15 protein-coding genes are annotated in these 19,042 nt (G+C 69.8%); 11 read left to right on the forward strand and 4 right to left on the reverse strand.

Going from position 1 to position 19,042, the window contains the following annotated elements:
• Positions 1–51 precede the first annotated feature (51 nt).
• Entirely contained in the window at positions 52–1,461 is a 1,410-nt protein-coding gene (locus tag QA861_RS06525; RefSeq protein ID WP_334587253.1) for a glycoside hydrolase family 16 protein, read from the forward strand.
• 126 nt (positions 1,462–1,587) lie between these two features.
• On the opposite strand, the gene QA861_RS06530 is transcribed toward QA861_RS06525, so the two are convergent.
• Positions 1,588–2,511, reverse strand: coding sequence for a helix-turn-helix domain-containing protein (locus tag QA861_RS06530; protein ID WP_334587254.1), 924 nt, complete (start codon positions 2,509–2,511; stop codon positions 1,588–1,590).
• Between the two features lie 146 nt (positions 2,512–2,657).
• On the opposite strand from QA861_RS06530, the gene tkt reads away from it, so the two are divergent.
• The 8 genes from tkt to QA861_RS06570 all read left to right on the forward strand — a co-directional run bounded on the left by tkt (position 2,658) and on the right by QA861_RS06570 (position 13,130).
• Entirely contained in the window at positions 2,658–4,733 is a 2,076-nt protein-coding gene (gene tkt / locus QA861_RS06535; RefSeq protein ID WP_334587255.1) for a transketolase, read from the forward strand.
• Between the two features lie 19 nt (positions 4,734–4,752).
• A complete protein-coding gene (tal, locus tag QA861_RS06540) occupies positions 4,753–5,901 on the forward strand; it encodes a transaldolase (protein ID WP_334587257.1) in 1,149 nt (382 codons plus the stop codon).
• A 125-nt stretch (positions 5,902–6,026) separates the two neighbouring features.
• Entirely contained in the window at positions 6,027–7,502 is a 1,476-nt protein-coding gene (zwf, locus tag QA861_RS06545; RefSeq protein ID WP_334590476.1) for a glucose-6-phosphate dehydrogenase, read from the forward strand.
• Positions 7,499–8,431 (forward strand): glucose-6-phosphate dehydrogenase assembly protein OpcA, encoded by a 933-nt coding sequence (gene opcA, locus QA861_RS06550; RefSeq protein ID WP_334587258.1) that lies wholly within the window; start codon positions 7,499–7,501, stop codon positions 8,429–8,431. The genes zwf and opcA overlap by 4 nt, the downstream gene beginning before the upstream one ends.
• Positions 8,424–10,085, forward strand: a complete 1,662-nt coding sequence (pgi, locus tag QA861_RS06555) for a glucose-6-phosphate isomerase (protein WP_334587259.1) — start codon at positions 8,424–8,426, stop codon at positions 10,083–10,085. The genes opcA and pgi overlap by 8 nt, the downstream gene beginning before the upstream one ends.
• A 1-nt stretch (position 10,086) precedes the next feature.
• The gene (gnd, locus tag QA861_RS06560) at positions 10,087–10,965 is read left to right on the forward strand and encodes a phosphogluconate dehydrogenase (NAD(+)-dependent, decarboxylating) (RefSeq protein ID WP_334587260.1); all 879 of its coding nucleotides are present in this window, start codon (positions 10,087–10,089) and stop codon (positions 10,963–10,965) included.
• A 6-nt stretch (positions 10,966–10,971) separates the two neighbouring features.
• Positions 10,972–11,571, forward strand: coding sequence for a histidine phosphatase family protein (locus QA861_RS06565; protein ID WP_334587261.1), 600 nt, complete (start codon positions 10,972–10,974; stop codon positions 11,569–11,571).
• 101 nt (positions 11,572–11,672) lie between these two features.
• Positions 11,673–13,130 (forward strand): membrane-associated oxidoreductase, encoded by a 1,458-nt coding sequence (locus QA861_RS06570; RefSeq protein WP_334587262.1) that lies wholly within the window; start codon positions 11,673–11,675, stop codon positions 13,128–13,130.
• A 40-nt stretch (positions 13,131–13,170) separates the two neighbouring features.
• On the opposite strand, the gene QA861_RS06575 is transcribed toward QA861_RS06570, so the two are convergent.
• Together QA861_RS06575 and QA861_RS06580 are read right to left on the reverse strand one after the other, a co-directional pair.
• Positions 13,171–14,979, reverse strand: coding sequence for a bifunctional sugar phosphate isomerase/epimerase/4-hydroxyphenylpyruvate dioxygenase family protein (locus QA861_RS06575; RefSeq protein WP_334587263.1), 1,809 nt, complete (start codon positions 14,977–14,979; stop codon positions 13,171–13,173).
• 63 nt (positions 14,980–15,042) lie between these two features.
• Positions 15,043–15,972: a shikimate dehydrogenase gene (locus QA861_RS06580; RefSeq protein ID WP_334587264.1), complete on the reverse strand. Its 930-nt coding sequence runs from the start codon at positions 15,970–15,972 to the stop codon at positions 15,043–15,045.
• 150 nt (positions 15,973–16,122) lie between these two features.
• Here QA861_RS06580 and QA861_RS06585 point away from each other — a divergent pair, with 150 nt between their 5' ends.
• Both QA861_RS06585 and QA861_RS06590 read left to right on the forward strand, forming a co-directional pair.
• The gene (locus tag QA861_RS06585; protein WP_006373511.1) at positions 16,123–16,785 is read left to right on the forward strand and encodes a TetR/AcrR family transcriptional regulator; all 663 of its coding nucleotides are present in this window, start codon (positions 16,123–16,125) and stop codon (positions 16,783–16,785) included.
• A gap of 328 nt (positions 16,786–17,113) precedes the next feature.
• Positions 17,114–18,487, forward strand: a complete 1,374-nt coding sequence (locus QA861_RS06590) for an MFS transporter (protein WP_334587265.1) — start codon at positions 17,114–17,116, stop codon at positions 18,485–18,487.
• 96 nt (positions 18,488–18,583) lie between these two features.
• On the opposite strand, the gene QA861_RS06595 is transcribed toward QA861_RS06590, so the two are convergent.
• Complete coding sequence (locus tag QA861_RS06595; protein WP_334587266.1) at positions 18,584–19,021, reverse strand: PPOX class F420-dependent oxidoreductase; 438 nt, start codon at positions 19,019–19,021, stop codon at positions 18,584–18,586.
• Between the last annotated feature and the right edge of the window lie 21 nt (positions 19,022–19,042).

Consider the following 19,042-nt stretch of genomic DNA (forward strand, 5'->3'; position numbering starts at 1 on the left):
ACTCTCTCGAAGGCACCCCCGCATCCCCACCCCGTACCCGAAGAGGCACCCATGAGGGACACTTCAGGCACTTCGCTCACTTCAGGCCCACCCGTCACACGCGGCCCCCTCCGGCGCGTGCTCGTCGCCGTCGCCGCCGTCCTCAGCCTCGCGGCTGCCGCCGTGTCGGTGGCACAGGCGGACGCGCCGACGCCGCCGACGGGCTGGACGCAGGTCTTCCTCGACGACTTCAACGGCACCGCCGGAACCGGCGTCAACACCGCCAACTGGCAGTACGCGACCGGGACCTCGTATCCCGGCGGCCCCGCCAACTGGGGCACCGGCGAGGTCGAGACGATGACGAACAGCACGAACAACGTCTCGCTCGACGGCAACGGCAACCTCCGGATCACCCCGGTGCGCAACTCGTCGGGCGCATGGACCTCGGGCCGCGTCGAGACCAACCGCACCGACTTCCAGCCCCCGGCCGGCGGAAAGCTGCGCGTCGAGGCCCGCCTCCAGGTACCGAACGTCACCGGCGCGGGCGCCCTCGGCTACTGGCCCGCGTTCTGGATGCTCGGGGCGCCCTACCGGGGCAACTACCAGAACTGGCCGAGCGTCGGCGAGCTGGACATCATGGAGAACACCCAGGGTCTCAACACCATCTGGGGCACCATGCACTGCGGCACCAGTCCGGGCGGCGCCTGCAACGAGACGACCGGCATCGGCTCCACCACCAGCTGCGCCGGCACCACCTGTCAGGCCGGCTTCCACACGTACCGCATGGAGTGGGACCGCTCGGTGAGCCCGGAGGCGATCCGCTTCTACGTCGACGGCACCAACTACCACACGGTGACCGCGAACCAGGTCGACGCGACCACCTGGGCCAACGCCACCAACCACGGCTTCTTCATCATCCTGAACGTGGCGATGGGTGGCGCCTTCCCGGCCGCGTTCGGCGGCGGACCGGACGCGAACACGGTCTCCGGGCGCCCGATGGTCGTCGACTACGTGCAGGTCCTCCAGTCGACCTCAGGCGGCGGGACGACCACTCCGCCGCCGACCGGGACCCGGGACGCGTACAGCGCCGTCCAGGCCGAGTCCTACAACAGTCAGTCGGGCACCAGCACGGAGACCACCACCGACACCGGCGGCGGACAGAACATCGGCTCGCTCGCCAACGGCGACTGGGCGCTCTACCAGAACGTCAACTTCGGCTCCACGGCCGCCACCCAGTTCGTCGGCAGGGTCGCGAGCGGGGCGGGCTCGGGCGTGAGCGGACTGGTCGAGGTGCGCCTCGACAGCCGTACGAGCACACCGGTCGGCAGCTTCTCGATCGGCAACACGGGCGGCTGGCAGAGCTGGCGCACGGTTCCGGCGAACATCAGTTCCATCACCGGTACCCATGACGTCTATCTGACCTTCACCAGCGGCCAGGCGCAGGACTTCGTGAACGTGAACTGGTTCAACTTCGGTCACTGACACGGGCGTCGCCGATGCCCCGCGAGACCTTCCGGGCCTCGCGGGGCATCGGCGCGCGCGGGCTCCGACGCTCGGCGCCGTTCCGGTCGTCTCGGAGATCCTCCGCGAGATCCGCCCCGCGTGACCTCAGCTCAGTTCCGCCCGGAACGCCACCGGGGTCGCCCCCGTGTGCAGTTGGAAGAACTTGGAGAAGTTCGCCGCGTCGGGGAAGCCGACGGCCGCGCCGACGCGGCCGATCGGCAGGGTGGTGTGGGCCAGCAGCCGTTTGGCCTCCAGGATCACCCGCTTGTCGATGAAACCCTTGGGCGTCTCACCGGTCGCCGCGCGCACCGCCCGGACGAGGGTGCGGCGGGAGTAACCGAGGGCGTCGGCGTACGCGCTGACGCTGTGATTGGTGGCGAAGCCCTTCTCCACCGCGTCCCTGAAGAGGGTGAACGTGGTGTCGGACCGCCCGCGCGCCGCCTCCGCCGAACTCGTGGCGAGGTGGGACAGCCGCAGCAGGAACGCCGTGAGCGAGTGGCGCAGTACGGAGGTGTGCAGGCCGATCGGGAGGGTGGCCGTGTCCTCGTACTCACGGCCCAGCTGGGCCAGGGCCGCCCGCAGGCCCGCGAGTTGGGGCCCGTCCGGGCGCAGCAGCGGGGGCAGGTCGTAGTGGTAGAGGCCGGTCGCCTCGACCGTGGTCCGGGGCAGGAAACCGGGTTGCATGGTGAGGACGGTGCCGCGGTACTCGCTGGTGCGTGAGAAACGGTGAACCTGACCCGGGCGGATCCACAGCAGGTCGCCCGCTGTCGCCTCGTACTCGGCGAAGTCGATCATGTGGTTGACCGGGCCGTCGTCGAACAGCAGCACGACGTGGAAGTCGATGCGGTGGACGCGCTCCAGGGGTGCTTCGTCGTGCCAGGTGCGGTCGGGTGACATCGGCCCGACCTGCATGCCGACACCCAGGACGCTCAGATCGACCGGGAAGGGAAACGTCCTGATGGCGTCTCCACCTTGGACGCCGGCTCGAATGCCGTCTCGTATGCCGTCTTGGATGGTTCTGTCCGCCATGTCCTTCTCTTGCCGTCCGGTCCCCGCCGTCCGTGTCCCACTTTCACCAAAGGGTGACACACAGGCACCTGGCCCCGTAAAAGTCAGACTTTTAAGTTTGAACACGTCAGAGCAGTTCCTCCACCCCTACCGAGGACTTCTTGAAGATGAGTACGCACACATCCGACAGCCTCCAGTGGACCGATCTCGACCAGCGTGCTGTCGACACGGCGCGTGTACTCGCGGCCGATGCCGTGCAGAAGGTCGGCAACGGGCACCCCGGCACCGCGATGAGCCTGGCGCCCGCCGCGTACACGATCTTTCAGAAGGTGATGCGGCACGACCCGGCGGATCCAGAGTGGACGGGCCGTGACCGCTTCGTCCTCTCCCCCGGCCACACCTCGCTGACTCTCTACACCCAGCTGTTCCTGTCGGGGTACGAGCTGGAGCTGGACGACCTCAAGGCGTTCCGCACGCACGGCTCGAAGACGCCGGGCCACCCCGAGTACGGGCACACGGCCGGTGTCGAGACCACCACCGGGCCGCTCGGCCAGGGTGTCGCCAACGCGGTCGGCATGGCGATGGCCGCCCGTTACGAGCGCGGCCTCTTCGACCCCGAGGCGCCCGAGGGCACCTCGCCCTTCGACCACACCGTCTGGGCGATCGTCTCCGACGGCGACCTGGAGGAGGGCATCTCCGCCGAGGCCTCCTCGCTGGCCGGCCACCAGAAGCTCGGCAACCTCGTCTTCGTCTACGACGACAACCACATCTCCATCGAGGGTGACACGGCGACGGCGTTCTCCGAGGACGTGCTGAAGCGGTACGAGGCGTACGGCTGGCACGTACAGCGGATCGAGCCCGAACTGGGCGGTGACATCGACGTCCGCGCGCTGTACACGGCGCTCAAGGAGGCGCGGGCCGAGACCGCGCGCCCCTCGATCATCGCGATGCGCACGATCATCGCCTGGCCCGCCCCGAACGCCCAGAACACCGAGGCGGCCCATGGCTCGGCGCTCGGCGCCGACGAGATCGCGGCCACCAAGCGCGTCCTCGGCTTCGACCCGGAGCGGACCTTCGAGGTCTCCGACGACGTCCTCGCGCACGCCCGCCAGGCCCTCGACCGGGGCGCCGAGGCACACGCCGCCTGGGACAAGCAGCTCGCCGAGTGGCGTACCGCGCAGCCCGAGCGGGCGAAGCTGTTCGACCGGGTCGTGGCAGGTCAGCTGCCCGAGGGCTGGGAGGAGGCGCTGCCGGTGTTCGAGGAGGGCACGTCCGTCGCCACCCGCGCGGCCTCCGGCAAGGTGCTCCAGGCCCTGGGCCCGGTCCTGCCCGAGCTGTGGGGCGGTTCCGCCGACCTGGCCGGCTCGAACAACACGACCATCGACAAGGCGTCCTCCTTCCTCCCGAAGGGCAACCCGCTGCCGGAGGCGGACCCGTACGGCCGTACCGTCCACTTCGGTATCCGTGAGCACTCGATGGCCGCCGAGATGAACGGCATCGCCCTGCACGGCAACACCCGTATCTACGGCGGCACCTTCCTCGTCTTCTCCGACTACATGCGTAACGCCGTGCGGCTGGCGGCCCTGATGCAGCTGCCGGTGACGTACGTGTGGACGCACGACTCCATCGGCCTCGGCGAGGACGGCCCGACGCACCAGCCGGTCGAACACCTGGCCTCCCTGCGCGCGATCCCGGGCCTGAACATCGTCCGCCCGGCCGACGCCAACGAGACGGCCGTCGTCTGGGCCGAGATCCTCGAGCGGCACGCCACGAACCCGGCCCCGCACGGGCTGGCGCTCACCCGGCAGGGTGTGCCGACGTACGCCCGCGACGAGAACGCCGCGAAGGGCGGTTACGTGCTGCGGGAGTCCTCCACGGGCACCCCGGACGTCGTCCTGATCGCCACCGGCTCCGAGGTCCAGCTCGCCGTCGCCGCGCGCGAGGCGCTGGAGTCGGAGGGTGTGGGTACGCGAGTGGTGTCGATGCCGTCCGTGGAGTGGTTCGAGGAGCAGCCGGCCGAGTACCGCGCGAGTGTCCTTCCGCCGTCGGTGAAGGCGCGCGTGGCGGTCGAGGCGGGGATCGGTCTGACCTGGTACCGCTACGTCGGTGACGCAGGACGCATCGTCTCCCTCGAACACTTCGGCGCCTCCGCCGATGCCGAAACCCTGTTCGCCGAGTACGGCTTCACCGCCGAGAACGTGGCCCGGGTCGCGCGAGAATCCCTCGCCGCCGCCCGCGGTTGATCCGCCCGCCAGAAGGAAGATGACCACAGTGAGCACCGAAACAGCCCGCACCGCGGGAACACTCAAGCGCCTCTCCGACGAGGGCGTCTCGATCTGGCTGGACGACCTGTCGCGCAAGCGGATCACCTCCGGCAACCTCGCCGGACTCATCGACACCCATCACGTGGTCGGCGTGACCACCAACCCGTCGATCTTCCAGGCCGCCATCGGCTCCGGCGAAGGCTACGAGGAGCAGCTCGCCGACCTGGCCGTGCGCGGCGTCACGGTCGACGAGGCCGTACGGATGATGACCACCGCCGACGTACGGGCCGCCGCCGACATCCTGCGCCCGGTGTACGACGCGACAGCCGGCCGGGACGGTCGCGTCTCGATCGAGGTCGACCCTCGTCTCGCCCATGAGACGGCGGCGACGATCGCCGAGGCCAAGCAGCTGGCCTGGCTGGTCGACCGCCCCAACGTGATGATCAAGATCCCGGCGACGAAGGCGGGCCTGCCGGCGATCACCGAGGTCATCGGCCTCGGGATCAGCGTCAACGTCACCCTGATCTTCTCCCTGGAGCGCTACCGCGAGGTCATGGCCGCCTATCTGGCCGGCCTGGAGAAGGCACAGGCCGCGGGCCTCGACCTGTCCTCCATCCACTCCGTCGCCTCCTTCTTCGTCTCCCGCGTCGACTCCGAGATCGACAAGCGCCTGACGCTGCTCGGCACGGACGCGGCCCTCGCCCTCAAGGGCCGGGCTGCGCTGGCCAACGCGCGGCTCGCTTACGAGGCGTACGAGGAGGTCTTCGAGGGGGAGCGCTGGACCGCCCTGGGTGGCGCCCGCGCCAACAGGCAGCGCCCGTTGTGGGCCTCCACCGGCGTCAAGGACCCCGCCTACAAGGACACTCTGTACGTCGACGAGCTGGTCGCGCCCGGCACCGTCAACACGATGCCGGAGGCCACCCTCGACGCCACCGCCGACCACGGCGACATCCACGGCGACGCGGTGACCGGCGGCTACGCCCAGGCCCGCGCCGATCTCGCGGCCGTCGAGGGGCTCGGAATCTCGTACGACGAGGTCGTGAAGCTGCTGGAGGACGAGGGCGTCGCGAAGTTCGCGACCGCCTGGAACGACCTGCTGGACGCCGTGACGAAGTCGCTGAACAGTAAGGGAGTTGACGGGGAATGAGTGACGAATCGACTCTGCCGGCAGTCACCACCGCAGCCGTGACCGCGTCCGAACCGGACCTCGGCGACGGCGTCGGGGCGGACTGGGAGAACCCGCTGCGTGACGCCGACGACCGCCGGCTGCCCATGGTCGCGGGCCCGTCGGGGCTGGTCATCTTCGGGGTGACCGGTGACCTGTCCCGCAAGAAGCTGATGCCGGCCGTCTACGACCTCGCCAACCGCGGTCTGCTCCCGCCGGGCTTCTCGCTCGTCGGTTTCGCCCGCCGGGACTGGGAGGACGAGGACTTCGCGCAGATCGTCCACGACTCGGTGCGCGACCACGCCCGTACGGAGTTCCGCGAGGAGGTCTGGCAGCAGCTCGCCGAGGGCATGCGGTTCATCCCGGGCGACTTCGACGACGACGAGGCGTTCAAGCAACTGCGCGCGGCCGTCGACGAGCTGGACGCGTCCCGGGGAACGAGCGGCAACTACGCCTTCTACCTCTCCGTACCGCCGAAGTTCTTCCCGAAGGTCGTCCAGCAGCTGAAGAAGCACGGGCTGGCGAACGCGCCGGAGGGTTCCTGGCGGCGCGGGGTGATCGAGAAGCCGTTCGGACACAACCTGAGGAGCGCGCGCGAGCTGAACCGGGTCCTGCACGACGTGTTCGACCCGGAGCAGGTCTTCCGGATCGACCACTACCTCGGCAAGGAGACCGTCCAGAACATTCTGGCGCTCCGCTTCGCCAACCAGATGTACGAGCCCATCTGGAACCGGTCGTATGTCGACCACGTCCAGATCACGATGGCCGAGGACATCGGCATCGGCGGCCGGGCCGGCTACTACGACGGCATCGGGTCGGCGCGTGACGTGATCCAGAACCATCTTCTCCAACTGATGGCCCTGACGGCCATGGAGGAGCCCATCGCCTTCGACGCCGAGTCGCTGCTGATGGAGAAGCTCAAGGTCCTGAAGTCGGTGAAGCTGCCCGAACACCTGGGCGAGCACACTGTGCGCGGACAGTACGCGGCGGGCTGGCAGGGCGGCGAGCAGGTCAGCGGTTACCTCGAAGAGGACGGCATCGACCCGCAGTCCAGCACCGACACCTACGCGGCCGTCAAGCTGGAGATCGACAACCGCCGCTGGGCGGGCGTCCCCTTCTATCTGCGGACCGGCAAGCGGCTGGGGCGGCGTGTCACGGAGATCGCGGTCGTCTTCCAGCGCGCCCCGCACTCCCCGTTCGACTCGACGGCCACCGAGGAACTCGGCGCGAACGCGATCGTCATCCGCGTCCAGCCCGACGAGGGCATGACCGTGCGCTTCGGTTCCAAGGTCCCGGGTACCTCGATGGAGATCAGGGACGTCACGATGGACTTCGCCTACGGCGAGTCCTTCACGGAGTCCAGCCCGGAGGCGTACGAACGGCTCATCCTGGACGTCCTGCTCGGCGACGCCAATTTGTTCCCCCGTCACCAGGAAGTGGAAGAGTCCTGGAAGATCCTCGACCCGATCGAGGAGTACTGGGGCACGCACGGCAGGCCCGCGCAGTACTCCTCGGGCAGTTGGGGCCCGGAAGAAGCCGACGAGATGCTCGCACGAGACGGACGGAGCTGGCGCAGGCCATGAAAATCGACCTCACCGACACCACGGCAAGCAAGATCAACAAAGCACTGGTGAAGGGGCGGCGCGCCATCGGCACCCCTGCCGTGGGCATGGTCCTGACGATGGTGATCGTCACGGACGAGGAGAACGCCTACGACTCGATCAAGGCGGCCGAGGATGCCTCGCACGAGCATCCCGCGCGCACCCTGGTCGTCATCAAGCGGCACGCCCGCAGCCCGCGCGACCGCACCAAGTCGCACCTCGACGCCGAGGTCAGGGTCGGCGCGGACGCCGGTACCGGCGAGACGGTCATCCTGCGGACGTACGGCGAGGTGTCCGACCACGCCGACTCCGTGGTCCTGCCGCTGCTGCTGCCGGACGCCCCGGTCGTCGTCTGGTGGCCGGTGAACGCCCCCGAGGTACCTGCCAAGGACCCGCTGGGCGCGCTGGCCCAGCGCAGGATCACCGACATGTACGCGGTCGAGCAGCCGCTGACCGCCCTGGAGGCGCGGGTGCGTTCGTACGCGCCCGGCGACACCGACCTGGCGTGGACGCGTCTCACCCCGTGGCGCTCGATGCTGGCCGCGGCCCTCGACCAGGCCCGTACGAAGATCATCTCGGCGGCCGTCGAGAGCGAGGCCGAGAACCCGAGCGCCGAACTGCTGGCCCGCTGGCTGGGCGCCCGCCTGGACGTGAAGGTCGACCGTGTCGTCACCGCGGGCCCGGTCGTCACGGCCGTCCGCCTCGGCACCGACAAGGGCGAGATCGTCATCGACCGTCCCGAGGGCCCGCTCGCCACGCTCACCCTGCCCGGCCAGCCCTCCCGCACCCTCGCGCTGAAGGTGCGCCCCACCTCCGAACTCATCGCCGAGGAGCTGCGGCGCCTCGACGCCGACGAGATGTACGCGATCGCCCTGCGGGGCGACAGCACCAAGGAGACCCCTCGTGTCTGACTCCCCCAGGCTCACCCAGCGCCCCGAGTGGACGGCGCTGGAGGACCACCGCGCCGGTGCGCTCCTCGCACCCCAACTGCGCGAGTTGTTCGCCGCCGATCCCGGGCGCGCGGAGCGGTACGTCGTACAGGTCGGCGACCTGCACATCGACTACTCCAAGCAGCTGATCACGGACGAGACCCTCGCCCTTCTTCAGGAACTGGCCGCCGCGACGGGTGTGTTCGGGCTGCGGGATGCCATGTTCCGGGGTGAGAAGATCAACATCACCGAGGACCGGGCGGTGCTGCACACGGCGCTGCGGGCGCCGCGTGGCGCGGTGGTCGAGGTCGACGGTGAGAACGTGGTGCCGGCGGTGCACGCGGTGCTGGACCGGATGGCCGGGTTCGCGGAGCGGGTGCGGTCGGGTGAGTGGACCGGTCACACGGGCCGGCGTATCCGCAATGTCGTCAACATCGGTATCGGTGGCTCGGATCTGGGTCCGGCGATGGCGTATGACGCGTTGCGGGCGTTCACGGCGCGGGAGTTGACGTTCCGGTTCGTGTCGAACGTCGACGGTGCCGATCTGCATGAGGCGGTGCGGGACCTGGATCCGGCGGAGACGCTGTTCATCGTGGCGTCGAAGACGTTCACGACGATCGAGACGATCACGAACGCGACGTCGGCCCGGTCGTGGCTGCTGGCGGGGCTCGGCGGTGACGAGAAGGCGGTCGCCCAGCATTTCGTGGCGCTGTCGACGAATGGTGGGAAGGTCGCCGACTTCGGGATCGACACGGCGAACATGTTCGAGTTCTGGGACTGGGTCGGCGGCCGGTACTCGTACGATTCGGCGATCGGGCTGTCGCTGATGATCGCGATCGGTCCGGAGCGGTTCAGGGAGATGCTGGACGGGTTCGCGCTGGTCGACGAGCACTTCCGGACGGCGCCGGCGGAGAGCAACGCACCTTTGCTGCTGGGCCTGTTGGGTGTCTGGTATGGCAACTTCTTCGGGGCTCAGTCGCATGCGGTGCTGCCGTACTCGCACTATCTGTCCAAGTTCACGGCGTATCTGCAGCAGTTGGACATGGAGTCCAACGGCAAGTCGGTCGACCGTGACGGGCTGCCGGTGGAGTGGGAGACCGGGCCGGTGGTGTGGGGGACGCCCGGGACGAACGGGCAGCACGCCTACTACCAGTTGATCCATCAGGGGACGAAGGTCATCCCGGCGGACTTCATCGGGTTCGCCGAGCCGGTCGCCGAGCTGAGTGACGAACTCAAGGGCCAGCACGACCTGTTGATGGCCAACTTCTTCGCACAGACCCAGGCGCTGGCCTTCGGCAAGACGCCGAACGAGGTGCGGGCCGAGGGGGTGCCGGAGGAACTGGTCGCCCACAAGACGTTCCAGGGCAACCACCCGACGACCACCGTCCTCGCACGCGAGCTGACCCCCTCCGTCCTCGGCCAGTTGATCGCGCTCTACGAGCACAAGGTGTTCGTGCAGGGCGCGATCTGGAACATCGACTCCTTCGACCAGTGGGGCGTCGAGCTGGGCAAGGTCCTCGCCAAGCGCATCGAGCCCGCGCTCACCACCGGGGCCGATGTTCCCGGCCTCGACTCCTCCACCGCCGCCCTCGTGGCCACGTACCGCACTCTTCGTGACGCTCAGGAAGTGAACTGACATGCAGATTGGTCTGATCGGTCTCGGCAAGATGGGCGGCAACATGCGCGAGCGCATCCGCCGCGCCGGCCACACCGTCATCGGCTACGACCGCAACCCCGAGGTCTCCGACGTGAGCAGCCTCGCCGAGCTGGTCGAGAAGCTCGAAGCGCCGCGTGTGGTCTGGTCGATGGTCCCGGCCGGTGCCGTCACCCAGTCCGTCGTCGACGAACTCGGCGGCCTGCTGTCCGCCGGTGACACGGTCGTCGACGGCGGCAACTCCCGCTGGACGGACGACGAGAAGCACGCCGAGGAGCTGGGCGCCAAGGGCATCGGCTTCGTCGACGCCGGTGTCTCCGGCGGTGTGTGGGGCCTGCAGAACGGCTACGCCCTGATGGTCGGCGGCGACAAGGAGCACGTCGAGCGGCTCCACCCGATCTTCGAGGCGCTGAAGCCGGAGGGCCCGTACGGCTATGTCCACGCGGGCAAGGTGGGTGCCGGGCACTTCTCGAAGATGGTCCACAACGGCATCGAGTACGCCATGATGCAGGCCTACGCCGAGGGCTGGGAACTCCTGGAGAAGGTCGACTCCGTCACGGACGTGCGCGAGGTCTTCCGGTCCTGGCAGGACGGCACCGTCATCCGCTCCTGGCTCCTCGACCTGGCGGTCAACGCCCTCGACGAGGACGAGCACCTGGAGCGGCTGCGCGGGTTCGCGCAGGACTCCGGCGAGGGCCGGTGGACGGTCGAGGCGGCCGTCGACAACTCCGTGCCGCTGCCCGCGATCACGGCCTCCCTCTTCGCCCGGTTCGCGTCCCGGCAGGACGACTCCCCGCAGATGAAGATGATCGCTGCGCTGCGCAACCAGTTCGGCGGTCACGCCGTCGAGTCCAAGGAGTAGAAAACCGTGGGTGACCTTCTGCTGGTCCGCCACGGCGAGACGGAGTGGAGCGCGTCGGGACAGCACACCAGCTGGACCGACCTGCCCCTCACCGCGCACGGCGAGGAACAGGCCAAGTCCCTCGTTCCGCTCCTCGCCGGACGGACCTTCGCCCGAGTACTGACCAGCCCTCTCACGCGCGCGGTCCGCACCGCCGAACTCGCGGGCCTGTCCGGGGCGTTGACCGACCCGGACCTGCACGAGTGGGACTACGGCGGCTACGAGGGCGTGACGACCCACGAGATCCAGCGCACCCGGCCCGACTGGTTCCTGTTCACGGACGGGGTGGTGCCCGGCCCGGTCGGGCACCCGGGTGAGTCGCCCGACGAGGTGGGCCGGCGCGCGGACCGCGTACTGGCTCGCATCGAGGACGCCCTCGCGGAGGGTGACGTGATCCTGGTGGCGCACGGGCACTTCCTGCGTGTACTGACAGCCCGTTACCTCGGGCTGCCGGCCGCCGACGGGCGGCTGTTCCAGCTCGCGACCGGCACGGTCAGCAGGCTCTCCACGGAGCACGACCGCCCCGTGATCACGGAGTGGAACTCCCGCTGGGAAGCGGCGAGTTGAGCAGCCTGTTGCAACAGGGCGACTGAAATGCCGATCGGGTCCGGGGCTTTGTCCCCGGACCCGATTGACATGTGTACGGAAGGCGCGTCAGAGTCGCCCCGGTGGAGATCAACGAACTGACGGCGGCCGAAGCACGGGTGTGGCGGGCCTTCCCCAAGGGCGAACCCGTGGACTTCCGCGAGGAAGACGACGAGGACCCGGCCGACGGCTACGACTGGGGGCCGGAGAGGACCGTCCGCGCCTCCGTGCTGCGGGCCCTGCTGCTCAGTCCCCCGCAGGACGCCGAGATCCCCAGGCTCAGGCTCTCGGGCGCCCGTGTCACCGGGCATCTGAACCTGATGTACGCGATCGTGGACCACCCGCTCCATCTGCGGTACTGCCACTTCGACGAGTCGCCCGACCTCTACGGCACCCGGCTGCGCCAGCTGAACCTGCGCGGCTCGGTGCTCCCCTCTATCAACCTCGCGAGTACACGGATCGACGGCCCGCTGCGCATGACCCACTGCCGGGTGCGGGGGCCGGTGCGGCTGGCCGGCGCGGAGATAGCGGGCGCACTCTTCCTGGACGACGCCGAACTCACCACGTCCGACCCGTCCGTGCCGGTGCTCCAACTCCATCAGGCGGTGCTCGGCGACGGCTTCGCGGCACCCGGGCTGCGGGTCCGGGGCGAGATGCGGCTCGACGGTGCCACCGTGGGGGGCTCCATCGCGCTGGACGACGCCGAGCTGGCCAACCCCGGCGGCCACGCCCTGTGCGCGCGGTCCATCGAAGTGCGGGCCGACATACGAGCGCGGAACCTGCGCACCCAGGGCGGCATCGACCTGCGCGGCTCCCGGATCTCGGGCTCCCTCGACTTCACCGGGGCGCGGCTGTCCAACCCCGGCGGTACGGCCCTGCGGGCCAGCAGTTGCGTCATCGGTGAGCTGTGGCTGTACCGCTGCGAGCCGATCGAGGGCAGACTGCATCTGCGCCGCTCCCGGATCGACGTACTGGGCTTCGAGTCGGAGGTCGCCCCGGGCGAGGTGCTCTTCAACAACCTCAGCTACACGGCGCTCAATCCCACCGAGCCGGCCCACCGCCGTCTGCCCCTGCTGGAGCGCGACGGAGACGGCTATGTCCCGTACGCCTACGAGCAGTTGGCGGCCGCCTACCGGCACGTCGGCGACGAGGGCGCGGCCCGCCGGGTCCAGCTCGCCAAGCAGCGCCGGCACCGGGCCACCCTGCCCTGGATCGGCCGGGTTTGGGGACACCTCCAGGACACCACCGTCGGCTACGGCTTCCGTCCGCTGCGCGCCGCCGTCTGGCTGCTGTCGCTGCTGGCGGCCGGTTCGACCGTGTACGCCCTGCACCACCCGCACCCGCTCAAGGCCGACGAGACCCCGGAGTTCAACCCGGTCTTCTACACCCTCGACTTGCTCCTCCCGGTGATCTCCTTCGGCCAGGAGGGGGCGTTCGCGCCGACAGGCGGGTACCAGTTCCTGTCGTACGTCCTCATCCTGACCGGGTGGATTCTGGCCACGACCGTCATCGCCGGTGTGAGCAGGAGCGTCACCCGGTGAGCGAGCCCGGCCGACAGTGACTCCGCCGCAGTAACTCCCTTCAGCGAAGGGAGTGTTGTGCGTGCTGGGCGGCGAGCCGTACCGGTGCGTTCTGGGCGCCGTAGCCCTGGTGTCCGCCGTCGCGCTGGACCAGCTCGAAGAAGACGCGGCCCACGGTCCGTGTGTAGCAGTGCCTGAACTCGCCCTGTGCGTCACGGTCGTAGAGGATGCCGAGTTCGCTGTACGTCGCCAACTCGCCCTCGGTGAACTCGTACCGGGCCGCGAGGTCGTCGTAGTAGTTCGCGGGCATCGGGAGGAGTCTGCCGCCGGCCGCCCGGAAGCGCCGGGCGGCGGCGATCACGTCGTCGGTGGCCAGCGCGATGTGCTGGACGCGGGTCTCGTCCTCGGTCGGCGCGGGACCGACGGCGAGCGCGATACGTACGCTGCCACCGGAGTTGGTGACGGCCCGGCTGCGGAAGAGTCCGTACGGGTCGGCGACGTCGACGCTCTCCTGTCCGTGCAGCCCGAGGACGCTGCGGTGGAAGAGGGCGGCCTCGTCGAAGTGGTGCCAGGGCTGGGTGAGGGCCAGATGGTCGATGCGTTCCACGCCCTCCGCGCTCACAGCGGTCGCGGCGGCCTCGACGGGCTCGAAGTCGGCGCGCCAGTTGGGGAGTTCGGGGCGGCCCGTGGCGCAGAAGAAGAGTTCCGTGCCGTCGGGGGCGGCCACCGCGTCGAGCGGGGTGTCCTGGGGGGCGCGGCGGCGGGGCAGGACCGGGGCCAGAAGTGCCTCGGCCCGGCGGGCGGCGCCTGCGGGGTCCGGTGACTCCAGGCCTACGGCGGCGAGTCCGGTGCCCTCACGGCGGGCGGCCGGCCCGGTGTTGACCAGGATGCGGGCCTCACCGCACTCCCAGAGGTCCACGGGCTTGCTGCGGTGGCGTGCCGTACGGGCGAGGCCGAGCGCGCCGAGGATCGCCGCGACGGGTTCGGCGTCGGGGGTGACGAGTTCGGCGAAGGCGATACCGGTGGGGACCACGGGCTCGGGCAGCGGGGCGAGGCCGATGCTCTCCTGGAGGACGAGGAGTGAGCGGCGGGCGTCGACGGCGGTGGGTCCGGCCTCGGCCTGCCGGAACACGTCGTTGAAGACTTCCAGGGACAGTGGACCGGCGTATCCGGCCCGGACGACGTGTCGCAGAAGGCCCGCGATGTCGAAGCCGCCCTGTCCCGGGAAGCAGCGGTAGTGGCGGCTCCACTGCAGCACGTCCATGGCGAGCAGCGGGGCGTCGGCCAGCTGGAGGAAGAAGATCTTCTCGCCGGGGATGTCCTCGATGCCTTCGAGGTCCTTCGGGTCAGGGCCCCGGGAGAGGATGTGAAAGCTGTCGAGGCAGGTGCCGAGCGCGGGGTGGTCGGCAGCCTCGACGATCCTCCAGGCGTGGTCGTACGTACTGACGTGCCGTCCCCACGCGAGGGCCTCGTAGGCGACGCGGACGCCGAAGTCCTGTGCCAGGTCGGCCAGTTCGCTCAGTTGGGCGGTGGCGAGGGCGTCGTCGTCGAGGGCGAGCGGGGAGACGCTGGAGCAGACGAGGACGGTGTCGGTGCCGAGGCGGCGCATCAGCTCGAACTTGTGCCGGGCACGGCGCAGGTTGCGGGCGAACTCGTCGTCGGGCACGGCCTCGATGTCACGCATCGGCTGGTAGAGGTCGATGGTGAGGCCGAGGTCGGCGCAGCGGGCGCGGATCTCCTCGGGGGTGAGGGGGCTGGCGAGCAGGTCGTTCTCGAAGATCTCGACCCCGTCGAAGCCGGCCCGGGCGGCGGCGTTCAGTTTCTCGGTCAGGGAGCCGCTGAGCGACACGGTGGCGATGGACGTACGCACGTCGGTACCTCTGCCTTCACTCTGCTTCTGCTTCTGGCTTCTCTCTGCTTCTGGTTCTGGCTTCTACTGCTTCCTGCATCTATCGCTTCCTGCAGCTGCCGTTTCCGGCTGCTTCGGTGCCGGTAGCGCGCCCGCCAGTTCCGCGATGTCGGCCAGCATGCGTGCGGTGTCGGGTTCGCGGCCGGTGAAGAGGCGGAACGCGTCCGCGGCCTGGAAGACGGCCATGCCGCCACCGTCGAGCGTGGCGCAGCCCACCGCGCGGGCCGTGCGCAGCAGCTCGGTCTCCAGCGGGCGGTAGACGACCTCGGCGACCCAGAGGCCGGGGTGCAGCAGTTCGGCGGGGAAGGGCAGGCCGGGGTGGGCGGCCATACCGGTGGGTGTGGCGTGCACCAGGCCGTCGACACCGTCGGACCGGCCGATCAGCGCCGGCAGCCGGTCGGGCGTCGCAGCGGTCGCCCGGCCCTCGCCGAAGTGCCGGTTGAGGGACGCCGCGAGGTCGGCGGCCCGGTCGGGCAGCGCGTCGACGACGGTGACCTGACCGGCGCCGAGGGTGAGGATGGCGTGGGCGACCGCGGCGCCCGCGCCACCGGCCCCGAGCTGTACGACCCGGTCCAGCGGGGCGTCCGGCAGGCCGCGTGCGAAGGACGCGGCGAAACCGGTCACGTCCGTGTTGTGGCCGACGGCGCTGCCGTCCTCGAAGACCACGGTGTTGACGGCGCCGAGCGCCTCGGCCTGGGGATCGAGGCCGTCGAGGTGTTCGATGACGAGCTGCTTGCACGGATGCGTGATGTTCAGCCCGTCGAACCCGAGGTCACGGGCGGCCCGTACGAGATCTCCCACCGCGTGGGCCTCGACGCCCAGCGTGTCGATGTCGATCAGCCGGTACAGATAGCGCAGCCCCTGCCGGTCGGCCTCCCGCTCGTGCAGCGCGGGGCTCAGCGACGGGCCGATGCCGGAGCCGATGAGCCCGACGAGAAACGAGTCCTTGGCCACGACGGACCTCCTGTGCGACTGCGGCTCACCATTAATGTACGAACTAGTACGTTAGCTATATCAGCACCGCCGGGCCTCAGGGAAGCCCCCGGGGACGCTTCGGCGGTGCTTCTAGAATCACGGGACTGGCCCCTCGCCCGAAGGAACCCGATGACCAGCGTCGAAGAACCGGTACACACAGGCGGGCGCATCCGCGACGCCGCCCGGACCAGGGCCGAGATCCTCGACGTGGCCACCAAGGAATTCGCCCGGGCCGGCCTGGCGGGGGCCCGCGTGGACGAGATCGCCGCGCTCACCCGCACCACCAAGCGGATGATCTACTACTACTTCGGCGGCAAGGAGCAGCTGTTCACAGCCGTCCTGGAGCATGCGTACTCGGTGATCCGGCAGGCCGAACAGGACCTCGACGTCGAGCATCTGGACCCGGTCGCGGCGATCCGGCGGCTGGCGGAGCTCACCTTCGACCACCACGAGGCGCACCCCGACTTCATCCGGCTGGTGAGCATCGAGAACATCCACGAGGCCGAGCACATCGCCGCCTCCGAGCAGCTGGGGAAGATCGGCTCGCCCGCCCTGGAGGTGATCCGCCGGATCCTGGCGTCGGGCCGCGCGTCGGGACTGTTCACCGCCGAGGTGGACGCCGTGGACCTGCACGCCATGATCAGCTCCTTCTGCTTCTTCCGGGTGGCCAACCGGCACACCTTCGGCGCCCTGTTCGGCCGCGACCTGACGGCTCCGGACCAGCGGGAGCACTACCGGGCGATGCTCGGCGACATGGTCATCGCCTATCTGACGGCGGACCGTACGGCCTGACCAGGGCTGCGCGGGCCGGCGCCGGGGCCGCACGGGGGCCACCCGGACGCCGCACAGACGCCACCCGGAGCCGCCGGGAGGCCGCCCGGGGGCTGCGCGCGGGGGCCGCCCCAAGACTGCGCGGGGCCAGATCCTTCACCGCGACCTCTTGACACCCGGGAAACGTGGGCGCAACATCCGTAGCCACCGCTACTAACTACCCAGTGGGTTAATTAGCCGGGTCGCCCCCGGCGCAGCCGTCCCGTCACCCCAGGGGTCCGGCGACTTCCCCCCTCCCTCCCCCTCCGCTCACTCCACCTAGGGTGGAGTTCCCCCGAAGGAGCATGCCGTGGCGGATTCCGTCGCACCCCGCGACCCCGCAGCACCCCTGGACGCCCCACCCGGCGGCCAGCCGAGGAAGGCCGCCACGGCCGCCTGGATCGGCAGCGCCCTGGAGTACTACGACTTCTTCATCTACGGCAGTGCCGCCGCCCTGATCTTCCCCAAGGTCTTCTTCGACGAGTCCGACCCGGCCACCGCGACCCTGCTGTCGCTGGCCACCTTCGGTGTCGCGTACGCCGCCCGCCCGGTCGGCGCGCTCTTCCTCGGCCACTTCGGCGACCGGGTCGGCCGCAAGAAGATCATGGTCTTCACGCTGATCCTGATGGGCCTGTCGACGTTCCTCATCGGCTGTCTGCCCACCCGCGGCCAGGTCGGCACCCTCGCGCCGGTCCTGCTCGTGCTCTGCCGGGTCCTCCAGGGCATCTCGGCGGCCGGTGAGCAGGCGAGCGCCAACTCCATGACGCTCGAACACGCCCCGCCCGGCCGGCGCGGCTTCTTCACCAGTTTCACCCTGAGCGGCACCCAGGGTGGCCAGCTCCTCGCCACGCTGGTCTTCATCCCGATCGCCGCGATGCCCGAGGACCAGTTGCTGTCCTGGGGCTGGCGGGTGCCGTTCTGGCTGAGCATCGCGGTCGCCGTCGTCGGGTACGTCATCCGCCGCAAGCTGGAGGAGACTCCGGCCTTCGCCCAGCAGACCGCCGCCGAGGGCGTCGTGAAGCTGCCGCTGCTGATCCTGCTGCGCGAGCACTGGGCGGACGTCCTGCGGGTCGTCGCGGGTGCGCTGGTCGCCTCGGTCTCCACGATCTTCACGGTGTGGGCGCTGGCGTACGCGACCAGCGACGCGGTCGGCATGGACCGCACGTCCATGCTGTGGGTGGCCGCGCTCGCCAACGTGGTCGCGCTGGCCGCGATTCCGCTCTGGGCCACGCTGTCCGACCGCATCGGCCGCCGCCCGGTGTTCCTGGTCGGCGCCGCCGGCAGCGCGGTCATGATGTTCCTCTACCTGTGGGCGATCTCCACGGGCTCGTACCCGCTGATCATGGGCCTCGGCATCGTCACCTTCGGCGTGGTCTACAGCGCCGCTAACGGCACGTGGCCCTCCTTCTACGGTGAGATGTTCTCGACCCGGGTACGGCTGTCGGGCATGGCGATCGGTACGCAGATCGGCTTCGCGGTCGCCGGTTTCGCGGTCACCTTCGCCGCGGAGATCGCCGGTCCGGACGGGGACGACTGGTCCTCCGTCGCCCTGTTCACGGCCGCTCTGTGCATCCCGCCGGTGCTGGCCGCGATCACGGCGCGCGAGACACACCGGGTGCCCACGGAGCGGCTCGGTGAGCGGGACGCCGAGCACCCGGAGAAGCGCGAGACCGTGTCGGCCTGAGCCACGGCGGCCCGCCCAAGTCCCCGACAGTGATGGGCTGTTCGGGGACCCGGGCGTTTGACTGCCCGGCCCGGACAGGTCCTGGCGGCACGAGTCCTAGCGGCGCGGAATGCCGTACACCCTGTCCACCCTGATCCGCAGCACGAGCCGCTGGTCCCGGACCATCGTCGCGCGGTACTCGTCCCAGTCGGGGTGCTCGCCCTGCACCGCCCGGTAGAGACGAACGAGTTCCTCGACGGTCTCGTCATACGGATCCCGCGCCACGGGCGTCAGGTCGGCCACACCCTCGGCCACGGCGTAGGCCCAGCGGTCGTCGCTGGTCACGTGGTAGGAGACCCGAGGGTCCCGGCGCAGGTTGCGGGTCTTGGCGCGGGAGTCGGTGAGGGAAACGCGGACGGTGCGTTCGTCGGGGTCGTAGGTGTGTTTGACGTTCGAGAGCTGGGGGCGGCCGTCGGCCTTGAGGGTGACCAGCACTCCGCCGTCGTACTCGGAGAGCAACTTGAGCAGCGGGTCCTGCGCGTCGTCCTGAGTCATGCCTCACTCAACAGGCGGTCA

The sequence above is a fragment of the Streptomyces sp. B21-083 genome (genome assembly GCF_036898825.1).
GTDB lineage: Bacteria > Actinomycetota > Actinomycetes > Streptomycetales > Streptomycetaceae > Streptomyces.

What these genes read in the sequence shown, in the direction of transcription:
- QA861_RS06525 (WP_334587253.1), top strand. Translation starts at nt 52, where the DNA reads ATGAGGGACACTTCAGGCACTTCGCTCACTTCAGGCCCACCCGTCACA.
- QA861_RS06530 (WP_334587254.1), bottom strand. Translation starts at nt 2,511, where the DNA reads ATGGCGGACAGAACCATCCAAGACGGCATACGAGACGGCATTCGAGCC.
- tkt (WP_334587255.1), top strand. Translation starts at nt 2,658, where the DNA reads ATGAGTACGCACACATCCGACAGCCTCCAGTGGACCGATCTCGACCAG.
- tal (WP_334587257.1), top strand. Translation starts at nt 4,753, where the DNA reads ATGACCACAGTGAGCACCGAAACAGCCCGCACCGCGGGAACACTCAAG.
- zwf (WP_334590476.1), top strand. Translation starts at nt 6,027, where the DNA reads ATGGTCGCGGGCCCGTCGGGGCTGGTCATCTTCGGGGTGACCGGTGAC.
- opcA (WP_334587258.1), top strand. Translation starts at nt 7,499, where the DNA reads ATGAAAATCGACCTCACCGACACCACGGCAAGCAAGATCAACAAAGCA.
- gnd (WP_334587260.1), top strand. Translation starts at nt 10,087, where the DNA reads ATGCAGATTGGTCTGATCGGTCTCGGCAAGATGGGCGGCAACATGCGC.
- QA861_RS06585 (WP_006373511.1), top strand. Translation starts at nt 16,123, where the DNA reads ATGACCAGCGTCGAAGAACCGGTACACACAGGCGGGCGCATCCGCGAC.
- QA861_RS06595 (WP_334587266.1), bottom strand. Translation starts at nt 19,021, where the DNA reads ATGACTCAGGACGACGCGCAGGACCCGCTGCTCAAGTTGCTCTCCGAG.